Origin of the sequence: Aeromonas sp. S12(2024) (genome assembly GCF_041402305.1) — a bacterium.
GTDB lineage: Bacteria > Pseudomonadota > Gammaproteobacteria > Enterobacterales > Aeromonadaceae > Aeromonas > Aeromonas veronii.
This window is the reverse complement of record NZ_JBGLRB010000021.1, coordinates 80,687-98,816: the sequence shown is the minus strand read 5'-3', so window position 1 is coordinate 98,816 and position 18,130 is coordinate 80,687. Positions and strand designations below refer to the sequence as shown.

At 56.5% G+C, this 18,130-nt stretch carries 21 protein-coding genes, 1 tRNA gene and 1 riboswitch; of the genes, 4 read left to right on the top strand and 18 right to left on the bottom strand.

The features are described from left to right. Window positions 1-87 precede the first annotated feature (87 nt). From ACB035_RS18200 to ACB035_RS18190, 3 genes are all read right to left on the bottom strand, one after another. Entirely contained in the window at window positions 88-540 is a 453-nt protein-coding gene (locus ACB035_RS18200; protein WP_371167851.1) for a tyrosine-type recombinase/integrase, read from the bottom strand. Between the two features lie 554 nt (window positions 541-1,094). After that, a tRNA-Ser gene (locus ACB035_RS18195) sits at window positions 1,095-1,182 on the bottom strand. A 134-nt stretch (window positions 1,183-1,316) separates the two neighbouring features. Beyond that, a complete protein-coding gene (locus ACB035_RS18190) occupies window positions 1,317-1,772 on the bottom strand; it encodes a YbjN domain-containing protein (RefSeq protein WP_005337119.1) in 456 nt (151 codons plus the stop codon). A 158-nt stretch (window positions 1,773-1,930) separates the two neighbouring features. On the opposite strand from ACB035_RS18190, the gene ACB035_RS18185 reads away from it, so the two are divergent. Continuing rightward, the gene (locus tag ACB035_RS18185; RefSeq protein WP_005337120.1) at window positions 1,931-3,268 is read left to right on the top strand and encodes a flavohemoglobin expression-modulating QEGLA motif protein; all 1,338 of its coding nucleotides are present in this window, start codon (window positions 1,931-1,933) and stop codon (window positions 3,266-3,268) included. Between the two features lie 80 nt (window positions 3,269-3,348). Here the strand turns inward: ACB035_RS18185 and ACB035_RS18180 are convergent, their stop codons facing one another. Both ACB035_RS18180 and ACB035_RS18175 read right to left on the bottom strand, forming a co-directional pair. Then, complete coding sequence (locus ACB035_RS18180; RefSeq protein WP_005351181.1) at window positions 3,349-3,930, bottom strand: thymidine kinase; 582 nt, start codon at window positions 3,928-3,930, stop codon at window positions 3,349-3,351. 91 nt (window positions 3,931-4,021) lie between these two features. Then, window positions 4,022-5,602 carry a Na+/H+ antiporter NhaC family protein gene (locus ACB035_RS18175; protein ID WP_069527952.1) on the bottom strand — a complete coding sequence of 527 codons (1,581 nt, stop codon included), beginning with the start codon at window positions 5,600-5,602 and terminating at the stop codon, window positions 4,022-4,024. 88 nt (window positions 5,603-5,690) lie between these two features. Then, window positions 5,691-5,862, bottom strand: a riboswitch (Lysine riboswitch). A gap of 302 nt (window positions 5,863-6,164) precedes the next feature. Here ACB035_RS18175 and ACB035_RS18170 point away from each other — a divergent pair. After that, on the top strand, window positions 6,165-6,569 hold the full coding sequence (locus tag ACB035_RS18170) for an H-NS family nucleoid-associated regulatory protein (RefSeq protein ID WP_005359895.1): 405 nt from the start codon (window positions 6,165-6,167) through the stop codon (window positions 6,567-6,569). 69 nt (window positions 6,570-6,638) lie between these two features. On the opposite strand, the gene ACB035_RS18165 is transcribed toward ACB035_RS18170, so the two are convergent. The 5 genes from ACB035_RS18165 to ACB035_RS18145 form a co-directional block, all read right to left on the bottom strand. Beyond that, window positions 6,639-7,214, bottom strand: coding sequence for a cob(I)yrinic acid a,c-diamide adenosyltransferase (locus tag ACB035_RS18165; RefSeq protein WP_181269421.1), 576 nt, complete (start codon window positions 7,212-7,214; stop codon window positions 6,639-6,641). Further along, on the bottom strand, window positions 7,211-7,441 hold the full coding sequence (locus ACB035_RS18160) for a DUF3820 family protein (protein WP_005337126.1): 231 nt from the start codon (window positions 7,439-7,441) through the stop codon (window positions 7,211-7,213). The genes ACB035_RS18165 and ACB035_RS18160 overlap by 4 nt, the downstream gene beginning before the upstream one ends. A 1-nt stretch (window position 7,442) precedes the next feature. Continuing rightward, window positions 7,443-8,114 carry a 7-carboxy-7-deazaguanine synthase QueE gene (queE, locus tag ACB035_RS18155; RefSeq protein WP_069527953.1) on the bottom strand — a complete coding sequence of 224 codons (672 nt, stop codon included), beginning with the start codon at window positions 8,112-8,114 and terminating at the stop codon, window positions 7,443-7,445. Between the two features lie 61 nt (window positions 8,115-8,175). Next, window positions 8,176-8,883, bottom strand: coding sequence for a 7-cyano-7-deazaguanine synthase QueC (queC, locus tag ACB035_RS18150; protein ID WP_005359893.1), 708 nt, complete (start codon window positions 8,881-8,883; stop codon window positions 8,176-8,178). A 20-nt stretch (window positions 8,884-8,903) separates the two neighbouring features. Next, window positions 8,904-9,527, bottom strand: coding sequence for a tRNA-uridine aminocarboxypropyltransferase (locus ACB035_RS18145; protein WP_371167850.1), 624 nt, complete (start codon window positions 9,525-9,527; stop codon window positions 8,904-8,906). On the opposite strand from ACB035_RS18145, the gene rrtA reads away from it, so the two are divergent. Beyond that, the gene (gene rrtA / locus ACB035_RS18140) at window positions 9,526-10,119 is read left to right on the top strand and encodes a rhombosortase (protein WP_252656164.1); all 594 of its coding nucleotides are present in this window, start codon (window positions 9,526-9,528) and stop codon (window positions 10,117-10,119) included. The two genes, ACB035_RS18145 and rrtA, sit on opposite strands and share 2 nt — an antisense overlap. Here the strand turns inward: rrtA and pyrF are convergent. The 6 genes from pyrF to cmk form a co-directional block, all read right to left on the bottom strand. Beyond that, the gene (gene pyrF / locus ACB035_RS18135) at window positions 10,094-10,795 is read right to left on the bottom strand and encodes an orotidine-5'-phosphate decarboxylase (RefSeq protein WP_047438340.1); all 702 of its coding nucleotides are present in this window, start codon (window positions 10,793-10,795) and stop codon (window positions 10,094-10,096) included. The genes rrtA and pyrF overlap by 26 nt on opposite strands. Before the next feature lie 18 nt (window positions 10,796-10,813). Further along, window positions 10,814-11,980, bottom strand: coding sequence for a lipopolysaccharide assembly protein LapB (gene lapB, locus ACB035_RS18130; RefSeq protein ID WP_005346478.1), 1,167 nt, complete (start codon window positions 11,978-11,980; stop codon window positions 10,814-10,816). Between the two features lie 9 nt (window positions 11,981-11,989). Next, window positions 11,990-12,274: a LapA family protein gene (locus ACB035_RS18125; protein WP_005337143.1), complete on the bottom strand. Its 285-nt coding sequence runs from the start codon at window positions 12,272-12,274 to the stop codon at window positions 11,990-11,992. Window positions 12,275-12,432: 158 nt separating this feature from the next. Next, on the bottom strand, window positions 12,433-12,717 hold the full coding sequence (ihfB, locus tag ACB035_RS18120) for an integration host factor subunit beta (protein WP_005299934.1): 285 nt from the start codon (window positions 12,715-12,717) through the stop codon (window positions 12,433-12,435). Between the two features lie 92 nt (window positions 12,718-12,809). Beyond that, the gene (gene rpsA, locus ACB035_RS18115) at window positions 12,810-14,480 is read right to left on the bottom strand and encodes a 30S ribosomal protein S1 (RefSeq protein ID WP_005337148.1); all 1,671 of its coding nucleotides are present in this window, start codon (window positions 14,478-14,480) and stop codon (window positions 12,810-12,812) included. Between the two features lie 94 nt (window positions 14,481-14,574). Further along, window positions 14,575-15,267: a (d)CMP kinase gene (gene cmk / locus ACB035_RS18110; RefSeq protein WP_019444698.1), complete on the bottom strand. Its 693-nt coding sequence runs from the start codon at window positions 15,265-15,267 to the stop codon at window positions 14,575-14,577. Window positions 15,268-15,515: 248 nt separating this feature from the next. On the opposite strand from cmk, the gene ribA reads away from it, so the two are divergent. After that, window positions 15,516-16,109 carry a GTP cyclohydrolase II gene (gene ribA / locus ACB035_RS18105; protein ID WP_005351157.1) on the top strand — a complete coding sequence of 198 codons (594 nt, stop codon included), beginning with the start codon at window positions 15,516-15,518 and terminating at the stop codon, window positions 16,107-16,109. Between the two features lie 81 nt (window positions 16,110-16,190). Here ribA and ACB035_RS18100 read toward each other — a convergent pair whose 3' ends face one another. Then, window positions 16,191-17,147, bottom strand: coding sequence for a LysR substrate-binding domain-containing protein (locus ACB035_RS18100; RefSeq protein WP_371167849.1), 957 nt, complete (start codon window positions 17,145-17,147; stop codon window positions 16,191-16,193). A gap of 63 nt (window positions 17,148-17,210) precedes the next feature. Further along, window positions 17,211-18,086 (bottom strand): LysR family transcriptional regulator, encoded by an 876-nt coding sequence (locus ACB035_RS18095; RefSeq protein WP_371167848.1) that lies wholly within the window; start codon window positions 18,084-18,086, stop codon window positions 17,211-17,213. Between the last annotated feature and the right edge of the window lie 44 nt (window positions 18,087-18,130).

Genomic DNA, 18,130 nt, shown 5'->3' with positions numbered 1-18,130 from the left:
TGCGATAAACAAACTGAACAGGCTTGGTCTGCCAGTCAGAAAGCCCCGAGTGTAACGGTCACCTGGGGCTGGGGAAGTCATGACTTTTTAGCTGATTTGGGAAACAACGCCGCTATGACCCACCAATTCCGTCACGATGTGCTCAGCCACATCGGCCTGTTGCAGCTCATCGATAAAGGTATGCCGCAGCCCGTAAATGGTGGGGCGGCCTTTGCCGATGATACCTGCCTCATTGAGATGACGCTGAAAGCGACACACGAGGTTATGTGACCAATCGTCATCCTTGCCTGACAGTTTGTCATCGAACAGGAACGTCTGCCCTTGGTGGCGACGATGGGACACATGGTCCAGGAATTGGTGCGCAATCAGCGCATGGTGCTGTGGAATTGTGCGATAGGCGTTGCTGATCTTGAGGGCTTGACCGACTTCACCGGCCTCCATCACCAGACACCAGATACCGTCTACCTGTTTGATGTTTTGGGTTTTGAGCTGACAAGCCTCGGAGGGCCGCAGTCCGCCATACAGACACAGCAGCGGCACCCACCAATCCTGGATTTTCAGTCTTTTGCCCTTTTGACCTGGTTTGCTGCGCAGGCTTGCAAACAGTTGGGCAGTTGAGGGCGCTGCCAGCGGATGCGCTCCTCATCGGCTCGTCGCGTGACGGGTTTCTTACCGGCGGTGAGTACGTCGAACGGGTTGCGCGCGCAATATTCCAAGGCCACACACCAGCGGAAGAACTGTTTGAGTGCGGCTAAGAATCCCCTTTGGTTTTGAAACTGAGCTCAGATTTGCGCAATAGGGCATTACGGTACGTCTGTGCCAATATCAGCAGGGTTAGCTGCGATAAGTGCGCGAGTGCGAGCTGCCACAGCCAGGTTTCGGTCTACAGCGAGCTGCCTATCTTTGGTGCAAAGGGAAGTACGGATAGCGAAGTGCAAGCCAGGGTCACGTAATGACTTAGGCAGCGGGAGACGAGTGTAGTAGGTGCCGGAGGCATTTTTACTCAGATACATGATTGTTCCACCCAGTTGATCCAGGAAAAAATCACGTAAGCTTAGAAGTGAAAAACCCGTTGAAATTCAACGGGTTATATTTGGCGGTGAGGGAGGGATTCGAACCCTCGATACGTTGCCGTATACACACTTTCCAGGCGTGCTCCTTCAGCCACTCGGACACCTCACCAAATTTCGGTCTGTGGTTTAACGTGTTCAGCCAACACGGTGTTCGCTGCGCTGTTGCGCTGGAACGGGGCGTAATTTAGGGGAAAGCCCCGCCCGCGTCAACGGCTTTTTTCACCTGGCGAACCGTTCGAACACTTAATGCACAGATTCCGGTGCAACCTGGATTTCCGGCAGGTTGAGGAAGCCGGAACGTTCGCATTCGGCAACCAGTTCGTGGGTGGCAGCGATGGTGCTTTGCACGAACAGCAGGAACTGCTCGACGCTGAGTCCGGCCTTGGTAAAGACGGTGTGGCCGACCACCAGCCGCGGCAGGTTGTCATCGATGATATCGAGGAACACCTTGAGGGAGGGGTACTGCATATTGAGTCGGCCCAGTTCGGCAACCAGCGGCAGCATTGCGGAGGGGCGCACTTCCAGCTCGGAGGAGAACAGCAGGCCTTCCTCTTCCACGAAGATCCGGCTCTCCTGAATACCATCGACCGACTGCAAAGAGACAATGTGGATACCGTGACACTGGTCGCAGACATAGTGCTCGATACGAGCCTGTTGCAACCAACGCATTATCATTTCGGAGCTGGGGATATTCATCATTTCCACGACAAGATTGGGATCAAGGGGCGCAGTCTAAACCAATTTGCTATCAACAAAAAGCACGCCAACCCGATAACCCTGCGGCTCGCTTCTTTTTGGCAAGCGCTATGCATATACTCAGCCAAATCCACGATGACGCTTGCCCCACAGGGGGCCCCATGACTATCCAAGAAAAGTATCGCCTTCATCTGAAATCACTCTCGGATGAGCTGCTCACCCTGCAAAAACCCATCCGCATTCTGGATGCCATCAAATGGCCACGCCATCTGCAGGATCGCTTTCTGGCAAGCGGTGGCAGGGAGCTGCCCGCTATCGACAGGCACTTCTATGATGCCCTCCCCCTCGGCTTCGATCCGCGCAACAAATATCTGGAGCTCAAGGAGCTGCGGGACAGGATCCGCAGAAAGTTGGGACCACAGGACGATCTTGGCCGGATCCTGCAAGAGACGGTCGATCAGTACATGGTGGTGATCGAGATGCTGCGCCAGCGCGGCCAACCCGATTTTCAGCGTTACAGCCAGCTGCTTTATGGCTCTGCCAGCGATCACCTGCGCGGGGATCGCAAGACTCTCAAGGAGCTGGGCGCCCGCCTGTGCGATATCTTCTCCCTGCCCGGCGCCCGCCATCTGGTGCGCCCCTACCCCAAGGAGTTCGAAGGAGAAGCCGCGGTCGCCAAACTGCAGGGCAAGCTGTCGAGCTACTTCAGTGACGGCACTGTGCAGGTGAAGCTGAGCGATGGGATTGTCTCTGACGCCGCGGCCGGTGGCGACTACATCAAGCTCAACTCCCACGCCCGTTTCTCCGAGCTGGACTTGCAGGTGCTGGAGGTACACGAGGGGTGGGTCCATGTCGGCACCACCCTCAACGGTCGCCAGCAGCCTTATGCCACCTGGCTGAGCGCCGGTTCACCGCGGATCACCGCCTGTCAGGAGGGGCTGGCTGTCCTGATAGAGACCCTCACCTTCAGCTCTTTTCCGGATCGGGCCAAGCGTATCTCCGATCGGGTGATGGCCATCGACATGGCCGAGCGCGGCGCCGATTTTATCGAGGTGTTTCAGCACTTCGTGCAGCAGGGCACCAGCGAGCACGACGCCTACAAGATCACCCAGCGGGTATTTCGTGGCGGCATGGTGGGCGGCGGCGCCTGCTTTACCAAGGATCTCTCCTACGTGCGTGGCTATGTGGAGACGGTCAATTTTATCCGCAGCGCCGTGCTGGAAGGGGTGCCCGAGATCCTGCCGATGCTGTTTGTCGGCAAGGTGACGCTGGATGACATTCCGGTGCTCTATCAGCACTATCTGGAGGGGCTGATCGCCGCTCCCCGCTATCTGCCGCCGATGTTTCGCGATCTCACCGGCCTCTATGTCTGGTTCGGTTTTGCCTCCGGCATGTCGCTGGTCGATATCGGCCGGGTACAGCACCATTTTCGCCAGCTATTTCAACGCCTGCCGGTGGCCGACCCCATCATTGCGCCGGTGGATATCGAGATAGACTGAACCACAGCGATACAAGTTGGGGAAAATAAAAAGGGCGCCAGATTGGCGCCCTGCTCGACGATTCAAATATCGCAGCCGAATTACTTGTAAGCCCGACCTTCGAGATAGTGTTTGCGACAGAGCGACACATAGCGATCGTTGCCACCGATCTCCACCTGTTCGCCATCACGCATCACCTGCCCCGCTTCGTTGACCCGGGAGTTCATGTGAGCCTTGTTGCCACACCAGCAGATGCTCTTCAGCTCTTCAAACTTGTCGGCCAGACAGAGCAGATGGTAGGAACCGGGGAACAGCTCACCGCGAAAATCGGTCTTGAGGCCATAGGCCATCACCGGAATATCCTGCTCATCGACGATGCGGGCCAGCTGGTAGACCTGCTCACGGGTCAGGAACTGGGCCTCGTCCACGATGAAAACATCGATATGTTTCTTCGCATGGCGCGCTTTCACCATTTCAAACAGATCGCAGCTGTCGCTGAACACGTCCACCTTCAGTTCAAGGCCAACCCGTGCACTGATCACCCCGACCCCGAAACGGTCATCGATGGCTGGCGTCATCGCCAGAGGATGCATGCCCCGCTCCAGATAGTTGAAGTGCGCCTGAATGAGCTGGGTGGATTTGCCTGAATTCATGGTGGCAAATTTGTAGTGCAGTGAAGCCATGATACTGTTCCGAAACTGAATTTATGGGGCGCATGCTAACCAAAGCCCCTGACAAAACCAAGGGGCCCGCGGGCCCCTTGCTCTATAAATGTTACGCGGTGGCCAACACTGGCCGCGCTTTGGCCTTTTTCAGGTGATAGCCGGTAAAGAGCACGAACCAGAGGGCACTGACACTGAAACCGGCCAGGCTGGAGTGCATCAAGCCCATCGCCAGGTAACCGATGGCCGCGCCGAAGGCGATGGCCAGTGCATAGGGCAGCTGGGTCATCACGTGATCGATGTGATGGCAACCGGCGCCGGTGGCAGAGAGGATGCTGGTGCTGGAGATGGGTGAGCTGTGATCCCCGAACACCGAGCCAGCCAGTACCGCAGCCAGCATCGGCAGCATCAGGCTAATGTCGCTGGCGGCGGCCATGTCACCGGCCAGCGGCAGCATGATGCCGAAGGTACCCCAGCTGGTACCAGTAGCAAACGCCATGGCACAGGAGAGGATAAAGACCACGGCAGGTAGCACTTCGATCGGCAGGTTGCCGTTAGCCAGCGAAGCCAGGTACTTGCCGGTCTCAACGTCGCGCACCACGGCACCGATGGTCCAGGCAAACAGCAGGATGTTGATGGCTGGCAGCATGGCCATGACGCCTTGCGGCGCGGCCTTGATCCAGTTCTTGGCACCCAGCTTCAAACGCATCGCCAGACCGATGGAGACCACCAGACTGCACAGGGCACCGTAAACCAGCGAGGAGCCGACGTTGGTGTTTTCGAACGAGCCGAGCACGCTGAACGGCAGCCCTTTCTCGCTCAGCACCGCAGCACCGGAATCAATCATGAAATAGATGGTGGCGGCGGTCAGGGTCAGGATCGGCAGTACCATGTCGATCATGCCGCCGTTGCTCTCTTCCGGGCTCTCCATATCCAGACCGATGGGGCGGCCCTTGGACTCATCCCACAGCTTGCCTTCCAGTGCCCACGCTTCGTGTTGACGCATCGGGCCGATATCCAGCTGACAGGCGATCACCACCAACACCATGATCAGGGTGAAGACGGCGTAGAGGTTCATCGGGATCATCTCGACAAATGCCGCGATGGGGCTCTGTTCAGTCAGACCGTGGGCCGCCATGATGCCGCCAACCAGGGCGATGATATAGGCGCCCCAGGAGGAGATGGGCATCAGCACGCAGACCGGCGCCGCGGTGGAGTCCAGCAGATAGGCCAGTTTGGCACGGGAGATCTGGAAGCGGTCGGTGACCGGACGGCAGATGGCCCCCACCGACAAGCTGTGGAAGAAATCATCGATAAAGAAGGCAAACACCATCATGCCGGTCAGCGCTTTGGCGCCCTTGCGGGTCTTGGCACGACGCTCGGCCCACTCGGCAAAGGCACGGGTCGCCCCGGAGACGCTCATCAGGCTGATGAGGCCACCCAGTAGCAGCATAAACAGGATCATGTTGACGTTGTCACGATTGAGCGCGCCATCGACCCAGAAGATCTTGAGCACTGTATTCAACATGTAATGCAGGGATTCGAGGGGTGAAAACTGATTGAGCAGCAAACTGCCGGTGACGATGCCCACGCCAAGGGACAGCAGTACGCGGCGGGTCAGGATCGCCAACGCGACAGCCAACAGGGGGGGAAGAACGGACCAACCGGAGTCGGCGAAATGACTAATGTCCATGATCTCTTTGCACCTAAAGATTACAGGTGGAGATCTACCGAGAGGATCTAAAGAAACAAAACCTATGGGGAGGTTATACTCCTCAGCCCCTTCAGGTAGCGCTCCATAGTGGATGACTATGGCAGTCCTGCACCTATTAGATGCAGAACCAGCAGCCCGGTATGATGGCCTGGCCACTTCGGCGCTGACTCCTTTCCTTGTGCATCACAGGCATCACCCTCCGCACAAATACTCATAGGCAGCGCGCCTCTACTTAAAGGTATTCGCCGCACATTTTATCGAGATGGCAGCTTATAGCAAGTTTTTTGATTAAATAGTCACGATAAACATATCAAGGTCGGAAAATGGTAGTCAAATGATGCAACAACGCCAGCTTTGACGCTATTTTCACCTACTGCGGTTTCATTGGCATCCAATCTCCAAGCCTATTGCAGGCCATATTAAATATCTGTATTGATGTTCCCCACGGATATTATATTTAACCCGACTTGACTTATTTAAATCACCAAGCAAGAATCAGCTGGAACATAATATTTTTCTCTGACTCGACGTGGTAACTCCTATGAATGAATTTTTAAAGGTACTGCTTAATATCCGCAGTCTGCGTGCGACCTGCCGCGAGCTTTCTCTGGAACAACTGGAAGAGGCACTGGAAAAACTCTCTACTATCGTTGCTGAACGTCAGCAGGATGAAGCTGCCGAGCGCCAGGCCCGTGAAGAGCATCTGCGGAAAATTAACGAATATAGCGAAATGCTGAAAGCCGCCGGTATTGACCCGGCAGAATTGGTAAGCGCTGTCGCTACCAACCCCGGCAAATCAGAAAAAGCAAAGCGGGCGCCACGTCCTGCCAAATATCGCTATCAGGATAATGGCGTAGAGAAAACCTGGACCGGCCAGGGCCGTATGCCTTCGGCTATTGCCAGCGCAGTGGCAGCAGGCAAATCACTGGAAGACTTTGCTATCTGATCTCAATCTCGTTGCTAATAAAAAACCTCGCCAAGGCGAGGTTTTTTATTGCCGCTTAAATGTGACATATCAGATAGCCGATTGCGGGCGATCTGCTGCCTTGACCCACAGCACTTCACGATCCCCTGCTACGCAGATGAGATAGCGGGCAACGGTAAAGAACCAGTCACTCATCCGGTTCAGATAGGGCAGCACCTCGGGATTGACCCGCTCTTCCCGGCTCAATGTCAGCAGCAAGCGCTCGCAATGACGCACCAGAGTACGCACCACATGCGCTTGCGCCGCGGCACGGGAACCACCGGGCAATATAAATTGGCGCAGCGGTAGCAATGGCTCACTATAACGATCTATCTGCTGTTCAAGGCGAGTGGTCCAAGCGGCATTAACCTGCCAAATCGATTCATTCTGGGCGTCACTGGAGAATGCCAACTCCCCCCCCAGATCAAACAACTCCTGTTGCAACAGCTGTAAATCAGCCAATAAACCGATCTCTTGCGACGGCACGTCACAAATCAGCAAGCCAATATGGGAGTTGAGCTCATCGATATAACCGTAGGTCTCGACCCGCAAATGATCCTTTGGCAACTGGATACCATCGGCCAGCCGGGTCATGCCCTTGTCGCCCTGCCTCGTATATATTCTCATACCGACATCCTGTTAATAATGGGAATAATCATGGATTCGAGTCCATTGAGTTTGATTTCGTAAGCCAACGCCAGCGTCTGGCCCAATTTACCCGCCGGAAAACCGCTGCGCGCCATCCACACCAGATAGGGCTCGGGAATATCGATGATACGCCGCCCCTGATATTTACCGTAAGGCATCTTGTTGGTCAGGGTCAGCAGCACCTGTTCGTCGGATAGCCAATCCATATTAATCGATATCCAGATATTTATGAGTCTGGATTGAGAGTCGCCAGTTACGCGCGATACAGGTATCCATCGCCAATTGGGTGGCCCTTGGCTTCTGGCTAATCGGCTGTAAGGCAATAACCACATCAGGGCGCAGGGTCGCGGTAGCGAGCAGCGCATCCAGCTCTTCAATATGGTGCTCGGTCGCCACCGGATGCTTGATCTCGTTGGCCCGCTCCAGCGCCGAGACCAGCACAGGCAGCCCCCCTTTCATACCAATTTTGGGGGAGACGGTTACCCAGGTCTGCTCATGGGTCTTGATCTCGCTGGTGCCACTGGTTTCAATCTGCACCTGATAACCCGCCGCCAGCAGGGCTGACGAGAGTTCGTGCAGATCGTAGAGGCAGGGCTCGCCACCGGTGATCACCACATGGCGCGCCTGATAACCCAGGTCGGTAAAGCTCTTGATAATCTGCGCGGTGCTGAGTTGGCTCCAGCAATCGGATTCGTTGGAGCGATCCAGCACCGCCGCCTTGCCCACTTCACGAGCCGGATCAACAACCCAGGTATGACGGGTATCGCACCAGGGGCAGCCCACCGGGCAACCCTGCAGGCGAACAAAGATGGCGGGCAGGCCGGTAAAGATACCCTCCCCCTGGATGGTCTGGAAAATCTCGTTGATTGGGTAGTGCATCTCGATCACGGCTTGTTGCAAAAGTCGCGGATTATACCCCAAGCCACGGCAAGACGCAGGCTCACTCTGCGCTTTTCTCACCCAGCCCGGTTTTCTCAAACAACCTGGCCATGATGCCCGCCTTGTCGGCCAGATAGTTGTTCAGGCCGCGACTGCGCAGTTCACACGCAGGACACGTGCCGCAACCGTCACCGGCAATGCCGTTGTAGCAGGTCAGGGTCTGCTGGCGCACCGTGTCGAGGTGACCATAGTGATCCGCCAGTGCCCAGGTCTCGGCCTTGTCGAGCCACATCAAGGGAGTTTCAAAACGGATGCCGCGATCCAGCCCCAGCGACACCGCCTGATTGAGGGCCTTGACGAACTCGTCACGGCAATCGGGATAGCCGGAGAAGTCGGTCTCGCAGACACCGGTGATCACCGCTTCGGCGCCCACCTGATAGGCATAGATGGAGGCCAGGGTCAGGAACAGGATATTGCGGCCCGGCACGAAGGTGTTGGGCAGCCCGTTATCCTGCAGCTCGCAGCTGACAGGAATGTCGTCACGGGTCAGGGCAGAGACCGCCAGCTCATTGAGCAGCGTCACATCCATCACCTTGTGGGCGGCAATCCCCAGTGCACTGCCCAGACGGCGCGCGGTGTCGATCTCTTCCCGATGGCGCTGGCCATAGTCAAAGGTGATGGCGTGCACTTCATCATACCGGGCCAATGCCTGCACCAGACAAGTAGTGCTGTCCTGACCGCCGCTGAAAACCACGACTGCTTTTTTCATCTTGATAACTCCTTCAAATGTCACGCGCGGCGGCCTCCGGCAAAGTCCTGCCACTGGGTATTCAACCGATTGAACAGGGTCAGCAAGGGCGCATAGCGCTCCGGCCTCCCCTCCCACCGGGACAAGAGGTGATAGCCCGCCTCTATGGTAGAGAGGGCATCGGGAAAGGGTTTCTTTCGAATGGCATATTGACCGGCAATGGCACCAATGCCGATGCGGGGCAAGCGGGCCAGTGCCGGGTTGCTCTGCAACATGCGATAGGCTTTGCGCCAGGTGCCGTCAAGCAAGATAAAGGCGACGGATGCGGAGCCAGAGGATTCACTCTCCCGCTGTTGGCGAAGATCGGTCAGCGAAATGGCATCCTCATCCGGCCAGAGTAGATAGCAGCGACGGGAAGGATCTGCAAGCAACCCATTAAGCCACTCATCGCGGGAAAAGTCCTCCCCCACATGGATCTCGCACTGTTGCAAAGAGGCCGCCAGCAGCGCCGCAGTCCCCTTGGGATGTGCCACCTCGTTGGGGTGCTGCAAGATGTAGAGGGGCGTGTGATTGTCAACCGGCACAATATAATCGCACAGGCAGGCTTTGAGGGCTCGGGTGCAACGTGTACAGTATCGACTGTTCTTGTCGTTGGACTGTTTCATGTTGTCAGACAAATCTGGATTGCTCTGGGTTATCACGCTCTCTCTCACCAGCTTGCTACTCTTCTTTACCGTTCCCAATCTTCAGCTCTCCTTCGATCGGCCCTTGATCGCCGGGGGCGAAGGGTGGCGGATCATAACAGGCAATCTGGCTCATACCAATCTGTGGCACCTGCTGCTCAATCTGGGCGGCCTCGCCATCCTCTATAACCTGTTTCGCGACTATCTGGGTGGGGCTCGCCTGCCGCTGCTGATGTTGCTGCTCTGGTTGGCAGTGGGCTTGGGGATCTGGTGGTGGTGCCCGCAGACCCAATGGTACATGGGGCTATCCGGCTCGCTGCATGGCCTGTTTGTCTGGGGGGCAATGCAGGATATTCGCCACGGACGCCGCACATCGGGCTGGCTACTGTTGGCAGGGATGGGGCTCAAGCTGGTGATGGACTTTTACAATGCAGGAGAGAGCCCGATCGCAACCCTGATCAATGCCAGGATACACATCGGCTCTCATCTTATCGGGGCCGGTGCAGGCCTGTTGCTCGGCCTGCACCGTGTATCACTGAGTGAGCCTGTTACGCACCAGCCAGCTCGGCATTGATGCTGGCCAGCATGGCGGCCGGATCGGCAGCCTGCGTAATGGGGCGACCGATAACCAGATAATCGGACCCCGCCTCGACCGCCGCTTTCGGTGTCATCACCCGGCGCTGATCCCCGGCCGCTGAACCGGTCGGGCGAATACCCGGGGTCACCAGCTTGAAATCTTCGCCCAGCAAGGCTTTAAGCTCATGGGCCTCGTTGGCAGAGCAGACAACCCCATCCAAGCCGGATGCCTTGGTCAAGGTAGCCAGCCGGATCACCTGCTCGGCAGGGCTCACATCCAGGCCAAGAGGGATCATGTCGGACTGCTCCATGCTGGTCAGCACGGTCACGCCGATAAGCAGGGGGGCCTTGTCGCCATAAGGCAGTAGCGCCTCTTTGGCGGCACGCATCATCCGCTCACCACCACTGGCATGCACGTTGACCATCCAGACACCGAGCTCGGCACTGGCTGCCACGGCTTTGGCAACAGTATTGGGAATATCGTGAAACTTCAGATCCAGAAAGACATCGAATCCCTTGGCCACCAGCTGGCGTACAAACTGCGGGCCAAACAGGGTAAACATCTCCTTGCCTACCTTGAGACGGCACTGGGCCGGAGAGATACGTTCAACGAACGCTAAGGCATCTGCCTCGTGCTGATAATCCAGCGCTACCAGTACTTTGGGATCTTGCATCTCACATCCTATTGCTTGTTATTCACCGTCCAGACCACGGATCGGCTTGATGGAACCCCACTGGCGACAAGACGGGCACTGCCAGAACAGCGAGTGAGTGGCAAAGCCGCACTGCCGACACTTGTGGGTTGACTTGATTTTGATCTGCTCGCCGACCAGCTGTTGCAGAAGCTCGAGGCTCTCCTTGGCAGGCCCCTCCTCCGCACTGGCCAGTTGAAAACCCACCAACTGGTAAAAACCTTTCATCGACGGATGACGACGCAGCTGACGCAGCACCAGCGAACGGGCCTGACTCAGGCCATCACGCTCTTCAACCAGCTTGGCAAGGGCCAGGGTCACGCTGACACCGGCGTGATCTTCCACTGCCTTCTCAAGCAGCGGGATCAACGCAGGCGTGCGCCCCAACTGCTGATAGCACTCGAGCAATTTGGGCATCGCCTCGGAGGCAAAGTCGATATCCTGCTCGAACACCCGCAGCAGCTCCTTGCTGGCCTGCTCATACTCCCCTTCCGCCATGGCAAGCTCAGCGAGGCGCAAACTGGCCCGGGCACATGCCGGATTGATACTGAGCGCCCGTTTGAGCTTGGCCAGCCCCTCCCCTTTATTGCCCTCACGCAGCGCGATCTCGGCTTGTTCGCAATAGAAATGGGAGATGGGGTCGGCCAGCTTCTTGCCCTGGAATTTTTGCAGACGAACCGCCACATCGATGGCCTTATCCCAATCCCGCAACTGCTGATGGATGATCAACAGCTGTGCCAGCGCCGTCTCTTCATAGTCGCTGTCGTCACACAGCTCATTCCAGAGCGCTTCCGCTCGGTCCAGCAGACCAGCAGCCAGAAAATCGCGAGCCAGCTCCTGCAGAGCAAGCTGTCGCTGTTCCCGGGTCAGCTGGCGGGTTACCAGGTTCTGGTGGATCTTGATGGCACGATCGACCTCCCCACGCTGGCGAAACAGGTTGCCGAGGGAGAGGTGTGTTTCGATGGTTTCACTGTCCACCTCAAGCAGCTGGATAAAGAGATCCACCGCCTTGTCGGATTCATCGGACAGCAAATAGTTGAGGCCCGCCACATACTGGCGGGAAAACTGGTTACTCTGTTTTTGGGTGTCCTGGCGAACACTCCTGCGACCCATGTACCAACCATAACCGGCGGCGATGGGCAACAGCAGGAAAAGCAGTTCAAGCATTGAGGAACATTATTCCTTACCCGGTGACCGGGCCAGCTCCAACTCGCGGGATTGACGACGCATGGTGCGGTTGAGGGTGCGGTTTTGCATTTTCAGGCGCAGGAACAGCAGGCCGAATACCAGCCAACCCAGCAAAAAACCGCCAGCGAAGAAGAAGCCCAACAGCATGGCAAGCGAAAACTCACCCTGAGCGATCAGGTAATTGAACTGAACCAGCTGGCCATTTTGTGAGCCCAGCGCCAGGGTCAGAACAAACACCAGCACCAGCGGAATGAGGGCCAAAATACGCTTCATAAGAGCTCCCTGTCAGTATCTAATGAGAGGCTGATTATCCTTAAAATCGCAGGCAGACTCTAGAGTGAATGGGAAAAGAGTTTAAGAAACAAAACGATTGGCACAGGAATCGGTGCCAAAAAGAAAAAAGGCATACCCGAGGTATGCCCATTTCTGCATTATTCAATGATGTTGACGCGCTCGCGCAACTCTTTGCCAGGTTTGAAGTGCGGGACATATTTCCCGGTCAGTTCAACCTTGTCCCCAGTCTTGGGGTTGCGGCCCACGCGGGGCGCACGATAGTGCAGTGAAAAACTGCCAAATCCGCGGATTTCAATCCGGTCGCCGTTTTGCAAGGTCGACGCCATCTGCTCAAGGATCTCCTTGATGGCGGCTTCGACATCCTTGGCCGGCATATGCATGCGGCTGGCTGCCAGTTGTTCGATGAGATCTGATTTGGTCATAACGTTAAATCTCCTTCCCCGATCACATGCAATATTCATTTTGCCAGGATAAAAAAGGGCGGCGCAATGCCGCCCTTTTCTTGCATCAAGGATTACTCACCCTTGGCGGCTTTGAACGCTTCCATCATAGCATTGCTGAACACAACTTCTTCTTGTTGGTTCAGGTTATCGATAGCAACACGCTCATCAGCCTCGTCCTTAGCACGGACAGACAGGCTTACGGTGCGGTTCTTACGATCAACACCCATGAATTTAGCTTCAACTTCGTCACCAACAGACAGCACCAGAGTGGCGTCTTCTACACGGTCACGAGCAGCGTCGGAGGCACGCAGGTAGCCTTCTACGCCATCAGCCAGTTCGATAACGGCACCTTTGGCATCAACCTCGGTAACCTTACCCTTCACGATAGCACCTTTCTTGTTGTCAGCCAGGTACTTGTTGAACGGGTCTTCTTCGATCTGCTTGACACCCAGGGAGATGCGCTCACGCTCCGGATCCACTTGCAGAACAACGGCTTCGATCTCGTCGCCTTTCTTGAATTCACGCACGGCTTCTTCGCCCTGGTTGTTCCAGGAGATGTCAGACAGGTGAACCAGGCCGTCGATGCCACCATCCAGACCGATGAAGATACCGAAGTCAGTGATGGACTTGATCTTGCCGGAAACACGGTCGCCTTTGGCGTGAGTTTCGGCAAACAGCTGCCACGGGTTGGATTTGCACTGCTTCAGACCCAGGGAGATACGACGACGCTCTTCGTCGATGTCCAGAACCATCACGTCAACCACGTCGCCAACGTTAACAACTTTGGACGGGTGGATGTTCTTGTTGGTCCAATCCATCTCGGATACGTGTACCAGGCCTTCAACGCCTTCTTCGATTTCAACGAAGCAGCCGTAGTCGGTCAGGTTGGTCACGCGGCCAGACAGACGGGTGGTCTCCGGGTAACGCTTGGCGATAGCAACCCAGGGATCTTCGCCCAGCTGCTTCAGACCCAGGGATACACGGGTACGCTCGCGGTCGAACTTCAGAACCTTGACAGCGATCTCGTCGCCAACGTTGACGATTTCGGAAGGATGCTTAACGCGCTTCCACGCCATGTCGGTGATGTGCAGCAGGCCGTCAACACCGCCCAGATCTACGAATGCACCGTAGTCGGTCAGGTTCTTGACGATACCCTTAACTTCTTGACCTTCTTGCAGGTTAGCCAGCAGGCTTTCGCGCTCGGAGGTGTTCTCGGTCTCGATCACGGCACGACGAGAAACAACAACGTTGTTGCGCTTCTGGTCCAGCTTGATGACTTTGAACTCGAGTTCTTTGTTTTCCAGGTGAGCGGTGTCACGGATCGGACGCACGTCAACCAGAGAACCCGGCAGGAAGGCACGGATGCCGTTCAGTTCAACGGTGAAACCACCCTTGACCTTGCCGTTGATGATACCGATAACGGTAGCTTGCTCTTCGTAAGCCTTCTCAAGCTGCAGCCAGGCTTCGTGGCGCTTGGCTTTTTCGCGGGACAGCTTGGTTTCGCCGAAACCATCTTCGATAGAGTCCAGAGCCACGTCAACGGTGTCGCCGACGTTGATTTCCAGCTCGCCCATGGCGTTCTTGAATTCTTCAGCCGGGATAGCGGACTCGGATTTCAGACCGGCGTCAACCAGTACGAAACCGTTCTCGATAGCAACGACAGTACCCTTGACGATGGAACCTTGACGGGTTTCAACGGCGTTCAGGGACTCTTCAAAGAGTTGAGCAAAAGATTCGATCATTGTTTATGTCACAAATGAAACATCCACTTGCAATCCGGCACAAGCGGGGCTGTTTTAAATAATCTGCGCCATCCTTGGTGCAGACGACCGGATGTCAGCTTGCGCTGGCATCACCAAGTTGTTGCTCTGCATAGGCGAGTACTGTTGCCAGCACTTCATCTATGGTCATGGCGGTAGAGTCTACCACCAGAGCATCTTCTGCCGGTTTCAGGGGTGCAGTAGCGCGATTTCTGTCGCGATCGTCACGTTCCCGAATCTCGGTTAAAAGACGCTCAAAGTTAACATCAAAGCCCTTATCTTGCAACTGCTTATAGCGACGCTGGGCCCGCTCTTCGGCACTGGCGTCGAGGAAAATCTTCACCTCGGCCTCGGGGAAAACAACTGTACCCATGTCACGACCATCGGCAATCAGGCCCGGGGCCTGACGAAATGCCCGCTGACGGCGCAGCAAGGCTTCACGCACACGGGGGAAGGCAGCGATTTTACTGGCAGCATTACCCACTTCTTCGGTGCGGATGGTGCGGGAGACATCTTCCCCTTCCAGGATAACCTTGACCAGATCGCCCTCAACCTGAAATTGCACATCCAGATTGGCAGCCAGCGGCACCAGTGAGGCTTCACTGTCCAGCTCTACATCGTGATGCAGGGCGGCCAGGGACAACACCCGATAGATGGCGCCCGAGTCCAGCAAGTGCCAACCCAGCTTCTCAGCAAGCAGCTGACACAAGGTGCCTTTACCTGCACCACTGGGGCCATCAATTGTCATTACGGGGGCCATCTGAGGCATAACTTCTCTCCTGCACTGTGTTGCTCCCATCCCGAAGGGGTGGGTTAATGGGCGCCGATTATACCCGAATGTGGTGAGCCTGGCAGTCATCAATCCGCACAAAGGGCCAAAACCCCGACGGACAGCTGTGCTTGTATCTCATTTGGAGATTTCATTAAGCAATGCAGGGACTTGTTCTTATGGTCGTTCCTGACAAGGCGCGCTAAACTGGCCCCCTTTTTTGAGCCGTTAGTAGTAAGGAGCAACCTATGAGCAGCGTTACCCTCGTGGCCAAATCCAAATTGCCAACCCCCTGGGGCACCTTCACGCTGGTAGGTTTTCAGGAAACCGGCACAGGCAAAGACCACGCAGCACTGGTGATGGGCGACATTACCGGTGACGAGCCCGTGCTGGGCCGGATCCACTCAGAGTGCCTGACCGGCGACGCCCTGTTCAGCCTGCGTTGTGACTGCGGTTTCCAGTTGCAGGCGGCCATGGAGAATATCGCCAAAGCCGGTCGTGGCGTGTTGCTGTATGTGCGTCAAGAGGGCCGTGGCATCGGCTTGCTCAACAAGATCCGCGCCTATCACCTGCAGGATCAGGGGGCCGATACCGTGGAAGCCAACGTGGCCCTTGGTTTCGCTGCCGACATGCGCGACTACACCATCTGCGCCGATATGCTCAAGCAGCTTGAAGTCAAGTCTCTCAAACTGATGACTAACAACCCGCGCAAGATGAAAGCCATGGAATCCTTCGGTATTCCGGTGGCCGAACGGGTTCCATTGCAGGAAGGACGCAATCCCCACAACGAGTTCTATCTGTCGACCAAGGCCAACAAGCTGGATCATATGCTGAAGAAGTGAGCCTGTATTGACGAATGTCAGATAGTCAAACGCCTCCCATTGGGAGGCGTTTTTCTTGGGATGACCACACATCAACCCAAGCTATCTAAGTGGTACGGTCAAATTGGCCAGCAGAGCTTCAAGCTCTTCGCCAGTGCGGGCAGCACAGTATTGTTCGACCCACTCGCGGGTCAATTGCGGCGCGAGACGTTCAATCAGATCGTAGAGATAGCCGCATAAAAATGCCCCTCTGCGCAACCCGATAGCGGCCACACCGCCTGGTAGCCAGGGCGCCGTTTTGAGCACCAGATCGCCATCGCGCTGGGGCTCCCAGGCAAAGGTTGCCATCACCCCTATACCCATCCCTTGACTGACATAGGTCTTGAGCACATCGCTGTCGCTCGCACAGCAGGCGATCCGGCTCTCGGCATGAGCGCAATCAGTGCTATGAGCTGTGGAGAGAGCCCTTCCATCGGTCACCAATGCAAACTCCACCAGCTCAGCCGGAGTCAGCGATGTTGCTTTGGCCAACGGATGATCCTTGGGTAGCACCAAGCCCCGTTGCCACTGAAAAGAGGGGAGCATGAGCAGATCGCTCCCCTCCTCCGGTTCATCCGCCAGCAGCAGATCGGCAGCGCCATCATGCACGGCTACGCGGCACTGCGCCGCACTCCCCTGCATCACAGTTACGGCAACTTTGGGAAAGCGGGCCATAAAACCCTTGAGGATGGCGGGCAGAATATAACGGGCTTGCAGATGAGTAGCCGCAATGGTGAGGGTTCCCTGCTCCGGATGCACATGCTGCCTGGCCATCACCTTGATAGTGGCCACCTTGTCCAGCACCTCCGCGGCCACTTTGATCACGTCCCGACCGATGGGAGTGATCTGGGTCAGGTGTTTGCCGCTGCGCTCGAAGATCTGGATCCCCAGCTCATCCTCCAGCATCCGCACCTGTTTGCTGATCCCGGGCTGGGAGGTAAAGAGGCTCTCGGCGGTGGCCGACAGATTCAGCCTGTGGTTCGCCACCTCGACGATATAGCGCAATTGCTGCAATTTCATGGTGTAGCCCTCAAGCGAACCCACCGTTAATAGTAACAAACTTTCAGCAATGGCCCGCCGCCATCAGGCCGGACGATCCTTGAGTAGGAAATCGCGCAAGGCACGATTGGCCATGGAGAGCGGATCACCACGCCGCCACGCCACGCAGAGATCGAGGTAGATGGGCGGGTCGAAGGGCACACCGCTCAGATCCGGCTCCTCTTCCAGCACCATCCGCAAGAAGGTGGTCACCGCAAAACCTTGCCGCACCACCGCCTTGAGCAGAGGGATAAGATTGCTCTCGAAGGCGATATCGGGTTCGACGCCCAGGCTCTGGGCCAGCGCCTCCATATGCTCTCGGTGGTAGAAACCACGGCGAAACAGCGCCAACTCCTGAGCGAAAAACTGCGAGAGGGTGACGGCCGGTTCGCCGCGCAAGGGGTGATCTTCGCCCACCACCATCAACATCTCTTCGCTCAGCAGATGTGCTCCCTCGATGGCGGGGGGGAGATCACTGGTGATGAGAATGGCCAGATCGAGGGAGCCATCCACCATCCGGCTGAGCAGCTCGCGGGTACCGGCCTCTTCGACCCGGATCTTGAGGCCGGGATAGCGATGCTTGAAGGCCATCAGACGAGGGGGGAAATAGTAGGAGCCCATCATATAGGGGATCCCGATCCGCACTTCCCCCCGCTCCAGCCCCTTGAGCTCGGCCATCTCGGCCTCGGCCTGATGCATCTGCAACAACAGACGCTCGGCGTGGCGACAGAGTACCTCCCCCTCCGGCGTCAGCCGTACCGCCCGGTCCTGACGGTCGAACAGCCGCAATTCGAGCTGCTGCTCCAGCTTGGCGATGGCCATGCTGATGGCCGGTTGTGCCACATGCAGACTGTTGGCTGCCTTGGTAAATGAGCCGGCATCCCTGACCGCCAGCAGATAGGTGAGCTGTTTCAGATCCATGTATCAATTCATCTTATGAGATGGATAACTTAAATATATTATAT